Origin of the sequence: Stutzerimonas azotifigens DSM 17556, from assembly GCF_000425625.1 — a bacterium.
GTDB classification, from domain to species: Bacteria; Pseudomonadota; Gammaproteobacteria; order Pseudomonadales; family Pseudomonadaceae; genus Stutzerimonas; species Stutzerimonas azotifigens.
On sequence record NZ_KE384418.1, the window covers coordinates 53,900 to 70,059 of the forward strand.

A 16,160-nucleotide genomic window follows, 5' to 3' on the forward strand; every position below is an offset into this window, starting at 1 on the left:
AGGCCATTAGGGCGCGTTGCCCTCGGTGGCGCCGGGCAGGCCGCCGCCGAGCGCGATGTACAGCTCCACCAGATTCTGCACCTGCGCGCGCTGGGCCTGGATCAGCGCCTGGCGCGCATCGAACAGGTTGCGCTCGGCGTCCAGCACTTCCAGGTAGGTGATCACCCCCTCGGCATGGCGCGCGTTGGCCAGTTCGGCGATGCGCTGGAGGGTGGCGACGTTCTTGCGCTGGGCCAGCACCTGCTCGGCCAGGTAACGGCGCCCGGCGAGGGCGTCGGCGACTTCACGGAAGGCGGTCTGGATCGCCTGCTCGTATTCGGCCACGGCCACCGTCTCGCGCGCCTCGGCGACCGTCAGGTTGCCGCGGTTGCGGCCCCAGTCGAACAGCGGAAGGCTGATGGTCGGGCCGATGCTCCACATCTCGTTGTCCGAATCCACCAGGTTGGACAGTTCGGTGGAGGCATAGCCGAAGCTGCCGGTGAGCGAGATCTGCGGAAAGAACGCCGCCCGCGCCACGCCGATGTTCGCCCGCGCGGCCCGCAGGCGCTGCTCCGCGGCGATGATGTCCGGGCGTCGGTAGAGCAGGTCCGACGGCAGTCCGGCGGCCAGGCGCGTGACCTGCAGCTGGGCGGTCAGCGGTTCGGCCGGTGGCAGCGCCTCGGGCAGCTCGCCGCCGATCAGCTGCGCCAGGTAGTTGCGCTGCTGGGCGCGGGTCAGGCGCAGGGTCGCCAGCTCGGTTTCCGCCTGGGTCAGCAGTGCCGCCGCCTGGTGGAAGGCCAGCGCCGAAGTGATTCCGGCGTCCAGGCGGATGCCCTCGATCTCCAGCCCCTCGCGGCGGGTGCGCAGGGTCTGCTCGGCCAGTTCGATGCGCTGCTCGGCCTCGCGGACGGCCAGGTAGGTTGCGGCGACATCGGCGATCAACGACAGGCGAAACGCCCGCTGTGCCTCGGCGGTGGCCAGGTACTGGGCCCGCGCGGCCTCGCCGAGGTTGCGCACCCGGCCCCAGAAGTCCAGCTCGAAGGCCGAGACGCTTAAGCCCAGGAAGTAGCGCTCGACGATGGCGTCGCTGCCGAGGCTGGCGCCGTCCGTACCGCCGCCCCCGGCGCCGCCATCGAGCCCTCCGCCACTGCCCAGGCCGCCACCGCCCAGCCCGGCGCCGCCGGCGGAGGAGGCGCCTGCCGGGTAGCGCCCGCGCGAGGCCTCGGCGCCGAGCCCGAGGCTCGGGTAGCGGTCGGCGTCCTGCACCCGGTACTGCCCGCGGGCCTCCTCGATGCGCGCCACGGCAATGCGCAGGTCGCGGTTGTTGGCCAGCGCGGTCTCGATCAGCCGTTGCAGGCGCGGGTCGGTGAAGAACCGCTGCCAGTCAATTTCGGCCGGGTCGACGCCGGCCTGCGCCGGGGCGTACTCGTCCGGATAGTGCGCGGCGGTGGGCAGTGCCGGGCGCTCGTGCGGCGGCGCCAGCTGGCAGCCGGCGAGCAGGGCGGCGAGCAGCAGCGGGGCGGCCCTACGCATGTCCGGGCTCCCCGGCGGCGGCCGCCTTGTCCTGCTGGCCCGGTGGGCGGCGCTTGGTCAGCCAGCGGCGCACGGCCACGTAGAACAGCGGGATGTAGAACAGGCCGAGCACGGTTGCCAGGACCATGCCGCCCATCACCCCGGTGCCGACCGCGATGCGGCTCGCTGCCCCGGCGCCGCTGGAGACGATCAGCGGCAGCATGCCGAGGATGAAGGTCAGCGAGGTCATCAGGATCGGCCGGAAGCGCAGGCGCACGGCGTTCATCACCGCCTCGTGCAGCGGCTTGCCGTCGGCCTCCTCCTCGATGGCGAACTCGACGATGAGGATCGCGTTCTTCGCCGACAGGCCGATGATGGTCACCAGCCCGACGTTGAAGTAGACGTCCGCCGGCAAGCCGCGGAACATCGCGAACAGCACCGCGCCGAGCGCGCCGAAGGGCACCACCAGCAGCACCGCTATGGGCACCGTCCAGCTCTCGTAGAGCGCCGCCAGCACCATCAGCACCACCAGCAGCGAGAGCCCCAGCAGCAGCCCGACCTGGCCCGAGGCCTGCTGCTCCTGGAAGGAGGCGTCGCTCCATTCGTAGGCGAAGCCGGCCGGCAGCTGCGCGGCCAGCTCCTCCATGGCGCGCATCGCCTCGCCGGTGGAGTGGCCCGGCGCGGCGTTGCCGGACAGGGTCATCGCGGGATAGCCGTTGTAGCGCTGCAGTTGCGAGGGCCCGGCAGTCCAGCCGACCTGCGAGAAGGCGCCGAAGGGCACCGGCTGGCCCTGCTCGTTGAGCACCTTGAGGTCGAGAATGTCCTGCGGCGTCATGCGGTAGGGCGCGTCGGCCTGCAGCAGTACCTGCAGCACCCGCCCGTCGCGGTTGAAGTCGTTGGCGTAGGCGCTGCCGAAGGCGATGCTCAGGGTCGCGTTGACCTCGCCGATGGACACGCCCAGCGCACGGGCCTTGATGCGGTCGATGTCCACCCGCAGGCGCGGCGCGTCGTCGGTGCCCTCCGGGCGCACGCCTTCGAGCAGCGGGTGCCCGCTGGCCTCCATCAGCAGCCGGTCGCGCGCCTGGACCAGCGCCTGGTGACCCAGGCCGCCGCGGTCCTCGAGCTTGAAGGTGAAGCCGCCGGCCACGCCGAGCGAGGGGATCGAGGGCGGGTTGAGGGCGAACACCTGGGCCTGCTTGATCTGCAGGAAGCTGCCCATGGCCTGGCGCGCCAGCGCCGGCGCGCTCTGCTGCGGCTCGGGACGCTCGTCCCAGGGCGTCAGGCTGATGAAGGACATGGCGTGCTCCTGGCCCTGGCCGAAGAAGCTGAAGCCGTAGATCACGGTCACGTTGTCCACGTGCGGCTGTTCGCCGTAGAAGGTCTTGACCTGTTGCACCGCGTCCTCGGTGCGCTTGACCGTCGAGCCCGGCGGCGCCTGCACCACGGTCATCACCGCGCCCTGGTCCTCGTCGGGCAGGAAGCTGCTCGGCATGCGCAGGTAGAGGTAGGCGGCGAGCACGAGCAGCAGCACGAACAGCAGCAGGTAGAGCAGCGGATGCGCCAGCACGTGCGTCACGCCGCCGTGGTAGCGCGTGGTGGTGCGGGTCATCCAGCGGTTGAAGGGGGCCAGCAGGCGTTCGCTCCAGCGCGGACGCTCGGGGTCGTTCGGGGTCAGCAGGCTGGCGCACAGCGCCGGGGTCAGGATCAGCGCCAGCACCGTGGAAATGATCACCGCCACCGCCAGGGTCACGGCGAACTGGCGGTAGATGCCGCCGGTGGAGCCGGGGAAGAACGCCAGCGGCACGAACACCGCCACCAGCGCCAGGGTGGTGCCGATGACCGGCGCGGTGACCTGGCCCATCGCCTTGACCGTGGCCTCGTAGGGCGGCAACCCTTCCTCGTCGATCAGCCGCTTGACGTTCTCCACCACCACGATGGCGTCGTCCACCAGGGTGCCGATGGCGAGGATCATGCCGAACAGCGTCAGCAGGTTGATCGAGAACCCCATCAGCCACAGCCCCAGGCAGGTGCCGGCGAGGGTGATGGGGATGACGATGGTGGGGATGACCGTGGTGCGCCAGTTCTGCAGGAACACCAGCATCACCAGCACCACCAGCCCCATGGCCTGCACCAGGGTGAGCAGCACCTCGCGGATGGACGCGGAGATGAAGGGCGTGGAGTCGTAGGGCACCGTCCAGGTGACGTCCTCGGGGAAGCCCGCCTCCAGCTCGCGCATGCGCTGGGCCACCCCGGCGGCGGTGTCCAGCGCGTTGGCGCCCGGCGCCAGCTGGATCGCCAAGCCGGCGGCCGGCTGCCCATTGACCTCGAGCCGGGTGTTGTAGTCCTCGGCGCCGAGCTCCACCCGCGCCACGTCGCGCAGGCGCACCGCCGAGCCGTCCGGGTTGGCGCGCAGGATGATGGCCTCGAACTCCTCCGGCCGGGTGAAGCGCCCGGAGGTTTCCAGTGGCGCGTGGATCTCGATGCCCTCGGCCAGCGGCAGCGCCCCGATGGCGCCGCCGGCGGCCTGGCTGTTCTGCTCCTGCACCGCGCGGAGCACGTCGCTGGGGGCCAGCGAGAAGTTCTCCAGCCGCCCCGGGTCGAGCCAGATGCGCATGGCGTAGGGCGTGTAGAAGTCGCGCACGTCGCCCACGCCCGGCACGCGGCGCAGCTCGTCGATGACCCGCGTGGTGGCGAAGTGGCCGAGCTCCAGGGTGTCCATGTCGCCGCTCTTCGAGCGTACGGTGATGATCATCAGGAAGTCGCGCGAGGCCTGGAACACCTGGATGCCCTGGCGCCGCACTTCCTCCGGGAGGCGCTGCTCGACGCGGCTCAGGCGGTTCTGCACCTCCATCTGGGCGACGTCGATGTCGGTGCCGGGAGCAAAGGTCAGCTCGATCGAGGCGCTGCCGTTGGAGCGGCTGGTCGAGTCCATGTAGAGGAAGCCCTCGACGCCGTTGAGCTCCTGCTCGATCACCTGGGTGACGTTGGTTTCCAGCACGCTGGCGTCGGCGCCGGGGTAGGTGACGTCGATGCTCAGGTTCGGCGGCGCGATGGTCGGGTACTGCTCGACCGGCAGCACGCGCAGCGCCAGCAGGCCGCCGAGCAGGATGCCGAGGGCGATGACCCAGGCGAACACCGGCCGGCGGATGAAGAAGGTCGGCGTCATTCCTCGGCTCCGGCCGCCGGCGGCGCGTTCTCGGGCGGCTGGTCCGTGCCCTGCGGCGGGGCCTCCGGGTTGTCCTGCTGCTGCTCCACCGGCACCGTGCGCACCGGCATGCCGCCGCGCAGGTTCTGCCAGCCCTCGACGATCACCGTGTCGCCGGGCGCCAGGCCGCCGGCCACGATCCATTCGCTGCCGACCATCTCGCCGAGCTGCACCGGGCTCGGCTGGACCTTTCCGTCCTCGCCGACACGCATCACCGAGGCGCCGTTGGCACTGACCTGCACGGCCCGCTGCGGCACCATCAGGCCCTCGGGATGCACGCCGGCGCGCACCCGGGCCCGCACGAACTGGCCGGGCAGCAGCACCCGGTCGGGGTTGGGGAAGGCCGCGCGCAGCGCCACGGTGCCGGTGGCCTGGTCGACGGTCATGGCCATGAAGTCGAGGAAGCCGGGGTGCGGGTACTCGCTGCCGTCTTCGAGCACCAGGCGCACCTCCACCTCGTTGCGGCTCGGCAGCTGCAGGCGGCCGGAGGCGACCTGCGCGCGCAGGGCCAGCAGGTCGGAGCTGGACTGCGCGAAGTTCACGTAGACCGGATCGAACTGCTCGACGCGGGTCAGCAGCGTCGCGTTGGCGGCACTGACCAGCGCGCCCTCGGTGACCTCGGCGCGCCCGGCCAGGCCATCGATCGGCGACGCCACCGTGGTGTATTCGAGGTTCAGCCGGGCGGTCTGCACCTGCGCCCGGGCCTGCGCCACGTCGGCACGGGCGGTGCGCAGCGTGGCCTGGGCGGTGTCGTATTCCTGCTGGCTGATGGCGCGCTTGGCGACCAGCCCGCGGTAGCGCTCAACGTCGCGCGCGGCGTTGGCAGCGGTCGCTTCCGCGCGCTGCTGGGCGGCCAGCGCCGAGTCGAGTGCCGCCTTCATCTCGCGCGGGTCGATCTGGAACAGCAGTTGGCCGGCCTCGACGTCGGTGCCTTCCTCGTAGGCGCGGCGCTGGACGACGCCGTCGACCCGCGCACGAATCTCCGCTACCCGCACCGCCTGCACGCGGCCGGGCAGCTCGACGATGTTCGGCACCGGACGCGCCTGCAGGCGGGTGACCGCCACTTCCGGCGGCGGGGACTGCTGTGGCTCCTGCTCTTCGCTGCAGGCGGACGAGAGAAGCGCGGCCAGCAGCGCCAGCGCGCGTGGGTGAGGTAACTGCCTCATCGGGTGGTCCCTTGGCGGTCGCAGCCGGAGGCCGCGAGGGCGGAGCGTCAGGTCCTACCTCTCGACCCTGCGCGGGCGCAGGCGTTCCGGTGACCGAGCGGTCAGCGGACGGTCAGGCCGGAATTTCGCTCCGCGGCGTCGACCGGCGCCACGACAGCAGCACCAGACCGCCGGCGCCGGCGGCCATCAGCAGTGGCAGCGCATGACCGCTGAGCCACTGGCTGGCGGCGCCGGTCGCCAGCGGCCCGAGCAGGCAGCCGATGCCCCACAGCTGCGCCACCCGCGAATTGGCGTCGACCAGCGCCTCGTCGCGGAAGCGCTCGCCGATGAGGATCAGCGACAGGGTGAACAGGCCGCCGGCACTGGCGCCGAACAGCACCCAGACCGGCCAGATCAGCGGCGTGCGCAGCAGCAGCGGGATGGCCAGGCTGCTCAGCGTCAGCAACAGCGCGCAGGCGTTGAACAGGCGCTGGCGCGGCAGGCGATCGGCCAGCCAGCCGACCGGCAACTGGAGGATGGCGTCGCCGACCACCACCGCGCTGACCATCAGCAGCGCGAGCGCCTGCGGCACGCCGGCGTGCAGGATGTAGATCGGCAGCAGCGTCAGCACCATGGCCTCGAAGCCGGCGAACAGCACCACCGCCCAGGCGATGGTCGGCAACTGCCGGCAGAAGCGCAGCAGCCCGTAGGCGCCGGAGCCGTGCGCGTCCAGCCGCGGTGCCCCAGTGCGGCCGAGCAGTACCAGCGCGCCGCCGAGCATCAGCCCGGCGCCGAGCCAGAAACCCGTGTCGCCGGTGGTCCCCACCAGGCTCAGCAGCAGCGGGCCGCACAGCTGGCTGAGCGCATAGCCGGTGCCGTACAGCGCCACCAGCCGGCCGCGCAGGTGCTCGACGGCGAGCTGGTTGATCCAGCTCTCGCCGAGCACGAACACCACCGTCAGCACCATCCCCGACCACAGCCGCAGCAGCAGCCACAGCGGGTAGCTCGGCAGCACCGCCAGCAGGGCGATGGAGGCGGCGCCGAGCAGCAGGCACAGGCGCATCAGCCGGGGCGTGCCGAGCCGCGCCGCGCAGACCCGCGCGACGGTGGCGCCGAGCAGCACGCCGATCGCCGGCATCGCCGCCATCAGGCCGATGGCGAAGGTGCCGTGGCCCCAGCCTTCCAGGCGGAACGACACCAGCGGCAGGCTCATGCCCAGCGCCAGGCCGACGCTGACCACGGCCGCCACCACCGCGAAATAACTGCCCCAACGCATTGCCCACTCCAGCCCGAAACGAACGAAGCCACCGGGCGGCACGCGCCGCCGCGGAACGCGCCAGGGTACCCGAGCACGCGGTCGTTCGGGTGAACGGCGCTGTGCCGCGCGATCCAATGCTTGACGGACGTGTCGTGCTGACGCAGATTGCGCGTAACGTAATCGCTTTACGCAAAAACAAAAACAGGCGCTCGCCAGCGCCGCCTTTCAGCGGAGCCATGCCTCATGGAGCTCTACACCTATTACCGCTCCACCTCCTCCTACCGCGTGCGCATCGCCCTGGCCCTCAAGGGGCTGGCCCATGACGCCGTGCCGGTGAACCTGGTCCGCGACGGCGGCGAACATCGCAAGCCCGAGTATCGCGCGCTCAATCCGCAGGGCCGGGTGCCGACCCTGCGCACCGACGAGGGCGAGCTGATCATCCAGTCGCCGGCGATCCTCGAATACCTCGAGGAACGCTACCCCGAACCGCCGCTGTTGCCGCGCGACCTGCTCGCCCGCGCCCGCCATCGCGCGGTGGCGGCGCTGATCGGCTGCGACATCCACCCGCTGCACAACGCCGCCGTGCTCAACCGCCTGCGCGCGCTGGAACTGCCGGAAGCCGAAGTGATGGACTGGATTGGCCATTGGGTCGGCCAGGGCCTGGCAGCGGTCGAGGCGCTGATCGGCGATGACGGCTTCTGCTTCGGCGAGCTCGGCCTGGCTGACCTCTACCTGCTGCCGCAGCTGTATGCCGCGCGCCGCTTCGAGGTGGACATTTCGCGGTTCTCGCGCATCCTTCGGGTGGAACGCCTGGCGCTGGCGCACCCGGCCTTCCAGGCCGCGCATCCCGACGCACAAGCGGACAAACCGGAGTAACCGCTCGCATGAAAAAGCTCGGCTTCCAGCTCCTGATGGGCGATCACCTCGCGCGCAGCGTGCGAGGGATCTCCTGCGCGCCGCCGTGGAACAGGCTCTGACGTTTCGTTCTCCGCCTTTTCCATTGCTGCAAGGAGCCGATCATGGCCGACCTGTTTGAAAACCCCATGGGCCTCATGGGTTTCGAGTTCATCGAATTCGCCTCGCCCACCCCCGACGTCATCGAGCCGGTGCTGGAAAGCATGGGCTTCACCCACGTGGCCAACCACCGCTCGAAGGACGTGGCGCTGTACCGCCAGGGCGAGATCAACGCCATCGTCAACCGCGAGCCGAAGAGCCACGCCGCCTACTTCGCCGCCGAGCACGGGCCGTCGGTGTGCGGCATGGCCTTTCGCGTGAAGGATTCCCACCAGGCCTACGCCAAGGCGCTGGAGCTCGGCGCCCAGGCGGTGGACATGCCCACCGGGCCGATGGAACTGCGCCTGCCGGCGATCAAGGGCATCGGCGGCGCACCGCTGTACCTGATCGACCGCTTCGGCGAAGGCAGCTCGATCTACGACATCGACTTCGTGTTCCTCGAGGGCGTCGACCGCCACCCGGTGGGCGCGGGGCTGAAGCTCATCGACCACCTGACGCACAACGTCTACCGCGGGCGCATGGCCTACTGGGCGGACTTCTACGAGAAGCTGTTCAACTTCCGCGAGATCCGCTATTTCGACATCAAGGGCGAGTACACCGGCCTGACCTCCAAGGCGATGACCGCGCCGGACGGCATGATCCGCATCCCGCTGAACGAGGAATCGAGCAAGGGCGCCGGGCAGATCGAGGAGTTCCTCATGCAGTTCAACGGCGAGGGCATCCAGCACGTGGCCTTCCTCACCGACGACCTGATCAAGACCTGGGACGCGCTCAAGGCCCGCGGCACGCCCTTCATGACCGCGCCGCCGGATACCTACTACGAGATGCTCGAAGGCCGCCTGCCGAACCACGGCGAGCCGGTGGAGGAACTGCGCTCGCGCGGCATCCTGCTCGACGGCACCTCTGAGGGCGGCGAGCGCCGGCTGCTGCTGCAGATCTTCTCCGGCACGCTGCTCGGCCCGGTGTTCTTCGAGTTCATCCAGCGCAAGGGCGACAGCGGCTTCGGCGAAGGCAACTTCAAGGCGCTGTTCGAGTCGATCGAGCGCGACCAGATCCAGCGCGGGGTGCTGAGCACGGCGGAGTAGGGCGTTCGCGGTCGAGACGGCCCACAGGGCCTTCGCGCCGAGCCTTTCCCTTCTCCCTGCGGGAGAAGGTGGCCCGCAGGGCCGGATGAGGGCCGCAGCGCCGACCATCAGACCTTGAGCTCTCCCGCCAAAGGCGTAGCATGACACTCGACATCTAAAGGCGAGGGTGCCATGCGTTATTCCGAAGACCACAAGGCCCAGACCCACCGGCGCATCATCGAGGAGGCGGCGCGGCGGTTCCGTCGCGACGGCGTCGGCGCGACCGGCGTGCAGGCGTTGATGAAGGCGCTGGATCTCACCCACGGGGGCTTCTACGCGCACTTCAAGTCCAAGGACGAACTGGTCGAGACGGCCCTGCGCCACTGCGCCGACGAGCTGGACGCGCGCACCGCGCAGAGCCTGTCCGGCGAGCAGCCGCTGGCGACCCTCGTTCGCCACTACCTGTCCCGCCGGCACCGCGACGACCCGGCGCAGGGCTGCCCGCTGCCGACGCTGTCGGCCGAACTGGGCCAGCGCGGCCAGGCGAGCCCGGTGACCGACGAGGTGGTCGCCAGCCGCCTGGCGCAGCTGGAGGCGCTTCTGGCGGACGGGCAGGAAGCGACGCTGATGCTCAGCGCCATGGTCGGCGCCCTGGTGCTGTCGCGCAGCGTGGCCGATCCGGCGCTGTCCGACCGCATCCTCGAGCAGACCCGCGCCAGCCTGCTCGAGCGGGCCGGCGCGGGTACGCCGCAGGCCTAGGCACCCGCTCGATAGCGCGGGGCCGGCTGGTTGCGCGACAGGTTGGGCCCCAGCGCGGCGCGTGCCGTCAGCAGGCGCTCCCAGTCCGCGGCATCCGGCAGAGAGGGCAGGGTGACCGTCTCGCCCAGGTCGAAGCCGCGCAGGGCGGCATCCACCATCTTTTCCGCCTCCATCACCATCTGCGCCGGCAGGTGCTCCAGGCTGCCGCTGCTGCGCTCCCAGATTTGGGTGCGGGTGACACCGGGCAGCACCGCCTGCACCCGCACACCGGCCGGCGCCAGTTCCGCCTGCAACGCTTCCGACAGGCTCAGCACGTAGCCCTTGGTGGCGGTGTAGGCGACGTTGAACAGACCCGGCGCCAGCGCCACCACCGAACCCAGGTTGACGATGGCGCCGCGCCCGGCGGCGGAGAAGTTGGCGGCCGCGGCCTGCGCCAGCCGTGTCGTCGCGGTGACGTTCAGGGCCAGCATGCGTAGCAGCGCGGCGGGGTCGGCCTCGGCCAGCCGGCCCTGCATGGCCATGCCGGCGTTGTTGACCAGCAGGTCGATGATGGCGTCGCCCCGCAGGCGTTCGGCCAGGGCATCGAGCGCCTGTGGATCGGTGAGGTCGGCGACCAGCACTTCCACGTGCACCTCGTGGGCGCCTTCCAGGCGACCGGCGAGGGCCTCCAGGCGTGCGCGGTCGCGGGCGACCAGGATCAGGTCGTGGCCGCGCGCGGCCAGGCGGTCGGCGTAGACCGCGCCGATGCCGCTAGAGGCGCCGGTGATCAGCGCCGTTCCTCGGTTGTTGGCAGCTTGCATGGGAGTTCTCCTGTGTGGCTTGCCGATCAGTCGGCAGGGACGTCGGCCAACCGGGTGGCCGGCCGTGGGTTGAGCAGGTGGAAGGCGAGCAGGGCGAGAGCGGCGAACGCCAGGTGGCTGATCAGCAGCGGCCAGGCGTTGCCATCGGTCAGGGCATGCAGCAGCAGGCCGCTGAGGGTGGCGCCGGCCATCTGCGCAAAGCCCATGAAGCCCGCGGCCAGGCCCGCCCGGTGGGCGTTCGGCAGCACCGCGCCGGCCACCGCGGAGGGCAGCACCATGCCACCGCCGAGGGTCACCAGCACCTGTGGCAGGGACAGGCCGAGCACGCTCAGCCCGAACAGCCGTGTGATCAGCAGGGTGAGCAGCGCGCCGCTGGCTACCAGCGCGACGCCGATGGCCACCAGCCGCTGCGGGCCCAGGCGGCCGATGCAGCGTTGGGTGATCAGCGCTCCGACGATCAACCCAGAGACGATGGCGCCGAACACCCAGCCGTACTCGGCCGGCGTCAGCCCCAGCAGCCCGACGTACACCGCCGGGGAGCCGGCGATCATGCTGAACATCGCACCGTAGGTGCCGGCGATGGTCAGCGCCAGGGCCAGGAAGGCGCGGCTGCCGAGCAGGTCGGCGTACTGCCGGGCCAGGCTGCGCAGGCGGCCGGCGTGCGGGTCGGGATGGTGGTGGGTCTCCTCGGTCAGCACGACCACCAGCAGCAGGGTGGCCATGCCCAGCAGCAGCGAGGCGAGCAGCGGCGCGCGCCAGCCACCATAGGCATTCAGCAGCCCGCCGGCCATCAGCGCCAGGACGACGGTGGCGAGCATGCCGATCACCGTTCTGGCCAGCGCCGGCCCGGCCTGTGCCTGCCAGACGTCGCGCACCATGGCGCGTGCCAGCACCAGGCAGGCGCAGGCGCCGAAACCTTGCAGCGCGCGAGCGGCGACGAACTCGGCGAGACCGGTCGCAGACAGCATCCACAGCGTGGCGACGAGGTAGACCACCAGCCCGCCGAGCAACACCGGGCGCCGCCCGACGCGGTCGGACAACGGGCCGAGCACCAGCTGGCCGAGGCCGAAGGCCGCGACGAAGGCCGACAGCGCCTGCACGCCGCTGCCGGGCGGCGCCTCCAGCACCCGTTCCAGCGCGCCGAGGCTGGGAACGATCAGCTGGGTGGAGGCTTCGCCGAGTGCGGTGAGCAGGATGAGGATCGGCAGCAGGGTACGGGTGGAAAGCGTGGCCATTAGGGATTCTCGTAGGTGCCGTGGCTGTTTACATGATGGTCGTCATGTGTTTTATATGTTGACCATAATTCAAAGAGCCCCGCAACCGCCGCACAAGGAAAAATCCAGATGAATTACGCAGAACGCGAAGAGAAACTGGCCGCCTGGCTGGAGGCCGAACGAGCCATGCGCAGCCGCCTGGCGCCGACCGGCACGGTGCCGCTGCGCGAGGTGGCGCAGATGCACCCGCACGCCTTCTTCGACGGCATCGGCAAGGGCGAGCTGCCGCGGCCGCCGATCGGCGAGTTGCTGGGTTTCGTCCCCATCGAATGGGCGCCGGGCTATTTCCTGTTCCAGGGCTCGCCGCACGAGGCGCACTACAACCCGCTGGGCAGCGTGCATGGCGGCTACGCCGCGACCCTGCTGGACTCCTGCATGGGCTGCGCGATCCATACGCGGCTGGACGTGGGCCAGGGCTACACCACCACCGACCTGCGCATCAGCTACCTGCGCGCGCTGACGGCGGCGGTCGGCCCGGTGCGGGCCGAGGGGCGGGTGATCCACGTCGGGCGCTCGACGGCGGTGGCGGAGGGCCGGCTGTACGATGTCGACGACCGTCTCTACGCGGTTGGCTCGACCACCTGCCTGATCCTGGACATGCGCCCGCGCGCAGCTTGCTAGGCGCTCGCCGTCCTAGGCGGCGGGAGAGCAGTCCCCGCCCATGCGGGCGCTGATCGCCCGGGCACTGGCCAGCAGCCGGCGGGCGGCTTCGCCGTCCGCTTCGGCGGTGAAGCCGGGCGCGGCGCCGACCACCGTGAGCACGCCGACCAGCCGCCCGCCGGTGGCGAACAGCGGTGCCGACAGCGCATGCACGCCGGCCATCAGCAGGCCGTGCACCGGTTGCAGGTGGGTGCGGCGAATGGCTTCGGTGGTCGCGGCCAGCGCCGCGGCGTCGCGTGCATCCGGGCGGGCGAGCTCGGCCTCGCGCAGCGGCGTGGTCTCGGCGTCGGGCAGGAAGGCGTTGAACACCAGCCCGGTGGACGAGCCCAGCAGCGGCAGCACCGAACCGACCTGGGTGACCAGGGTGACCGCACGCACCGCCTGTTCCACGTGCACCACGGTCGGCCCGTGGTTGCCCCACACGGCCAGGAAGCAGGTCTCGTTGACCTGGTCGCGCAGCTCGGCGAGCGCCGGCGTGGCCACCTTCACCACGTCCAGCCGGCCGATCGCCGCCAGCCCGACGAACAACGCCGCCGGGCCGAGGCCGTAGTGGTTGGTGCTCACGTCCTGCTCGGCGAAGCCGCTGGCGATCAGCGCCTGCAGGTAGCGGTGGACCTTGCTCGCCGGCATGCCGACGTGTTCGGCCAGGCGCGAGAGAGAGGTCGCCGGAGCCAGCTCCGCGAGGCCCCTGAGGATGTCCGTACCCACCTCGGCAGCCTGCACCTTCTGCCGCCGGGGCGCCGCCTCTTCGATCGCGCGTGTCATGAACTCAGCCGTCCGCCAGGAAAGGCCGAGTTATAGCTTGACGGTGCTGGGCTTTCAAATTACGTTTTGCGTAAATTGGTTACGCAAAAAAAAGAGAAGGCCATGCACGCACAAGAACAATCCGAGGTGACGCTTTCCTATCAGTCCGGTTTCGGCAACCAGTTCGCCAGCGAAGCGCTGCCCGGCGCGCTGCCGGTCGGGCAGAACTCGCCGCAGAAGGTGCCCTACGGGCTCTATGCCGAGCTGCTGTCCGGCACCGCCTTCACCGTGCCGCGCAGCGAGGCGCGGCGGACCTGGCTGTACCGCATCCATCCGTCCGCCAGGCATGGCCGGTACCGCCGGCTCGAGCGCCAGCTGGCCGGCGGCGAGCTCGGCGAGCCGACGCCCAACCGCCTGCGCTGGAGCCCGCTGGAGCTGCCCGCGGCAGGCACCGACTTCCTCGACGGCCTGGTGCGCACCGCCGCCAATGGCGACGCCCGTCAGCCGCAGGGCGCGAGCCTCTACCGCTACGCCGCCAACCGCTCGATGGAGCGGGTGTTCTACGATGCCGACGGCGAGCTGCTGATCGTCCCGCAGCAGGGCCGCCTGCAGCTGTTCACCGAGCTCGGCCTGCTGGAGATCGCGCCGCTGGAGATCGCGGTGGTGCCGCGCGGGATGAAGTTCCGCGTGGCCCTGCCGGACGGCGAGGCGCGCGGCTACGTCTGCGAGAACCACGGTTGCCCCCTGCGCCTGCCCGATCTCGGCCCGATCGGCAGCAACGGCCTGGCCAACCCGCGCGACTTCCTCGCCCCGGTGGCCTTCTACGAGGACCGCCAGGCGCCGGTCGAGCTGGTGCAGAAATTCCTCGGTGAACTCTGGGCCACCGAACTCGACCACTCGCCGCTGGACGTGGTCGCCTGGCATGGCAACCACGTGCCCTACAAGTACGACCTGCGCCGCTTCAACACCCTCGGCACGGTGAGCTTCGATCATCCCGACCCGTCGATCTTCACCGTGCTCACCTCGCCGAGCGCGATCCACGGCATGGCCAACATCGACTTCGTGATCTTCCCGCCGCGCTGGATGGTGGCGGAGCACACCTTCCGCCCGCCGTGGTTCCACCGCAACCTGATGAACGAATTCATGGGCCTGATCCAGGGTGCCTACGACGCCAAGGCCGGCGGCTTCCTGCCCGGCGGCGCCTCGCTGCACAATTGCATGAGCGCCCACGGCCCGGACCAGGCTTCCACCGAGCAGGCCATCGCCGCCGAGCTCAGGCCGCACAGGATCGATAACACCATGGCCTTCATGTTCGAGACCGGCCAGGTCCTGCGCCCGACGCGCGAGGCCCTGGAGAGCCCGAGCCTGCAGCCTGACTACGACCAATGCTGGGCCGGCCTCGGCCGCACCTTCGACCCGAACGGACGCCAACCATGACCACGACTGCCTCCACCAGCTGGGTGGCCTCGGCCAACCGCCACGCGGATTTCTCCCTCGCCAACCTGCCGCTCGGCGTATTCAGCCGCGACGGCCTGAGCCCGCGCGGCGGCGTCGCCATCGGCGACTGCATCCTCGACCTTCAGGTCGCCTGCGAGGCCGGCCTGTTCCAGGGCGAGGCGCTGGACGCCGCGCGGGCAGCCGGCGGCGACAGCCTCAACGCCTTCTTCGCGCTCGGCGCGCCGGCCCGCCGGGCGCTGCGCGCTGCGCTTCAGGCCCTGCTCGGCGAAGGCAGCGCGCAGCGCGCGCAGGCCGAAGCGCTGGGCGAGCGCCTGCTGCAACCGATGGGCGCGTGCCGCCTGCACCTGCCGGCGCGGGTGGGCGACTACACCGACTTCTATGTCGGCATCCACCATGCCACCAACGTCGGCAAGCTGTTCCGTCCGGACAACCCACTATTGCCGAACTACAAGTACGTGCCCATCGGCTACCACGGCCGCGCCTCGACCATCGGCGTCTCCGGCGAAAGCGTGCGTCGGCCCAACGGCCAGACCCTGCCGCCAGGCGCCAGCGAGCCGAGCTTCGGCCTGAGCAGGCGGCTCGATTACGAACTGGAACTGGGCATCTGGATCGGCCCCGGAAACACGCGCGGCGAGCCGATCGGCATCGCCGAGGCGGGCGAGCACCTGGCCGGCCTCTGCCTGCTCAACGACTGGTCGGCGCGCGACCTGCAGGCCTGGGAATACCAGCCGCTGGGGCCGTTCCTGTCGAAGAGCTTCGCCACCACGGTGTCGCCCTGGGTGGTCATGCCCGAGGCGCTGGAGCCGTTCCGCTGCGCGCAGCCGGCCCGTCCGCAGGCCGATCCGCAGCCGCTGCCGTACCTGTTCGACGTGCACGACCAGCAGCGGGGCGCCTTCGACCTCGAACTCGAGGTGCTGCTGCAGACCGAGGCCATGCGCGCCAAGGGGCTGCCGGCCGAGCGCATCACCCTGAGCAGCACCCGCCACATGTACTGGACGGTGGCGCAGCTGGTGGCACACCACAGCGTCAACGGCTGCGCCCTGCAGCCGGGCGACCTGTTCGGCTCCGGCACCCTGTCCGGCGAGACGCCCGAGAGTTGTGGCAGCCTGCTGGAGATCACCAGGGGCGGCAAGCAGCCGCTGACGTTGCCGGGCGGCGAGACGCGCACCTTCCTCGAGGACGGCGACGAGGTGATCCTGCGCGCCCGCGGCGTGCGCGAGGGTGGACCGTCGGTCGGCTTCGGCGAGTGTCGCGGGCGGGTGGTCGGCTGAACGCGGGGCGGGCGTAG

Annotated in this window: 13 protein-coding genes; 6 read left to right on the forward strand and 7 right to left on the reverse strand. The window is 70.8% G+C overall.

What is annotated here, in order from left to right:
• Positions 1-6: 6 nt before the first annotated feature.
• The 4 genes from H610_RS24270 to H610_RS0120110 form a co-directional block, all read right to left on the reverse strand.
• A complete protein-coding gene (locus H610_RS24270; protein ID WP_028241333.1) occupies positions 7-1,512 on the reverse strand; it encodes an efflux transporter outer membrane subunit in 1,506 nt (501 codons plus the stop codon).
• A complete protein-coding gene (locus tag H610_RS0120100; RefSeq protein WP_028241334.1) occupies positions 1,505-4,657 on the reverse strand; it encodes a multidrug efflux RND transporter permease subunit in 3,153 nt (1,050 codons plus the stop codon). Before H610_RS0120100 ends, H610_RS24270 begins: the two co-directional genes overlap by 8 nt.
• Entirely contained in the window at positions 4,654-5,862 is a 1,209-nt protein-coding gene (locus H610_RS24275) for an efflux RND transporter periplasmic adaptor subunit (protein WP_051231887.1), read from the reverse strand. The genes H610_RS0120100 and H610_RS24275 overlap by 4 nt, the downstream gene beginning before the upstream one ends.
• A 112-nt stretch (positions 5,863-5,974) precedes the next feature.
• Positions 5,975-7,117 (reverse strand): MFS transporter, encoded by a 1,143-nt coding sequence (locus H610_RS0120110; RefSeq protein WP_028241335.1) that lies wholly within the window; start codon positions 7,115-7,117, stop codon positions 5,975-5,977.
• Positions 7,118-7,342: 225 nt separating this feature from the next.
• Between H610_RS0120110 and maiA the strand changes: the two genes are divergently transcribed.
• From maiA to H610_RS0120130, 3 genes are all read left to right on the forward strand, one after another.
• Positions 7,343-7,975, forward strand: coding sequence for a maleylacetoacetate isomerase (gene maiA / locus H610_RS0120115; RefSeq protein WP_028241336.1), 633 nt, complete (start codon positions 7,343-7,345; stop codon positions 7,973-7,975).
• 143 nt (positions 7,976-8,118) lie between these two features.
• Positions 8,119-9,198: a 4-hydroxyphenylpyruvate dioxygenase gene (hppD, locus tag H610_RS0120125; protein WP_028241337.1), complete on the forward strand. Its 1,080-nt coding sequence runs from the start codon at positions 8,119-8,121 to the stop codon at positions 9,196-9,198.
• 171 nt (positions 9,199-9,369) lie between these two features.
• Complete coding sequence (locus tag H610_RS0120130; protein WP_028241338.1) at positions 9,370-9,936, forward strand: TetR/AcrR family transcriptional regulator; 567 nt, start codon at positions 9,370-9,372, stop codon at positions 9,934-9,936.
• Here H610_RS0120130 and H610_RS0120135 read toward each other — a convergent pair.
• Together H610_RS0120135 and H610_RS0120140 are read right to left on the reverse strand one after the other, a co-directional pair.
• The gene (locus H610_RS0120135; RefSeq protein ID WP_028241339.1) at positions 9,933-10,736 is read right to left on the reverse strand and encodes an SDR family NAD(P)-dependent oxidoreductase; all 804 of its coding nucleotides are present in this window, start codon (positions 10,734-10,736) and stop codon (positions 9,933-9,935) included. The two genes, H610_RS0120130 and H610_RS0120135, sit on opposite strands and share 4 nt — an antisense overlap.
• A 26-nt stretch (positions 10,737-10,762) precedes the next feature.
• A complete protein-coding gene (locus H610_RS0120140; RefSeq protein ID WP_028241340.1) occupies positions 10,763-11,971 on the reverse strand; it encodes an MFS transporter in 1,209 nt (402 codons plus the stop codon).
• 108 nt (positions 11,972-12,079) lie between these two features.
• Between H610_RS0120140 and H610_RS0120145 the strand changes: the two genes are divergently transcribed.
• On the forward strand, positions 12,080-12,631 hold the full coding sequence (locus tag H610_RS0120145; protein ID WP_028241341.1) for a PaaI family thioesterase: 552 nt from the start codon (positions 12,080-12,082) through the stop codon (positions 12,629-12,631).
• 12 nt (positions 12,632-12,643) lie between these two features.
• On the opposite strand, the gene H610_RS0120150 is transcribed toward H610_RS0120145, so the two are convergent.
• Entirely contained in the window at positions 12,644-13,435 is a 792-nt protein-coding gene (locus H610_RS0120150; protein WP_028241342.1) for an IclR family transcriptional regulator, read from the reverse strand.
• A 102-nt stretch (positions 13,436-13,537) separates the two neighbouring features.
• Between H610_RS0120150 and hmgA the strand changes: the two genes are divergently transcribed.
• Positions 13,538-14,851, forward strand: coding sequence for a homogentisate 1,2-dioxygenase (hmgA, locus tag H610_RS0120155; protein ID WP_028241343.1), 1,314 nt, complete (start codon positions 13,538-13,540; stop codon positions 14,849-14,851).
• The gene (gene fahA / locus H610_RS0120160) at positions 14,848-16,143 is read left to right on the forward strand and encodes a fumarylacetoacetase (RefSeq protein ID WP_028241344.1); all 1,296 of its coding nucleotides are present in this window, start codon (positions 14,848-14,850) and stop codon (positions 16,141-16,143) included. The genes hmgA and fahA overlap by 4 nt, the downstream gene beginning before the upstream one ends.
• Positions 16,144-16,160 lie beyond the last annotated feature (17 nt).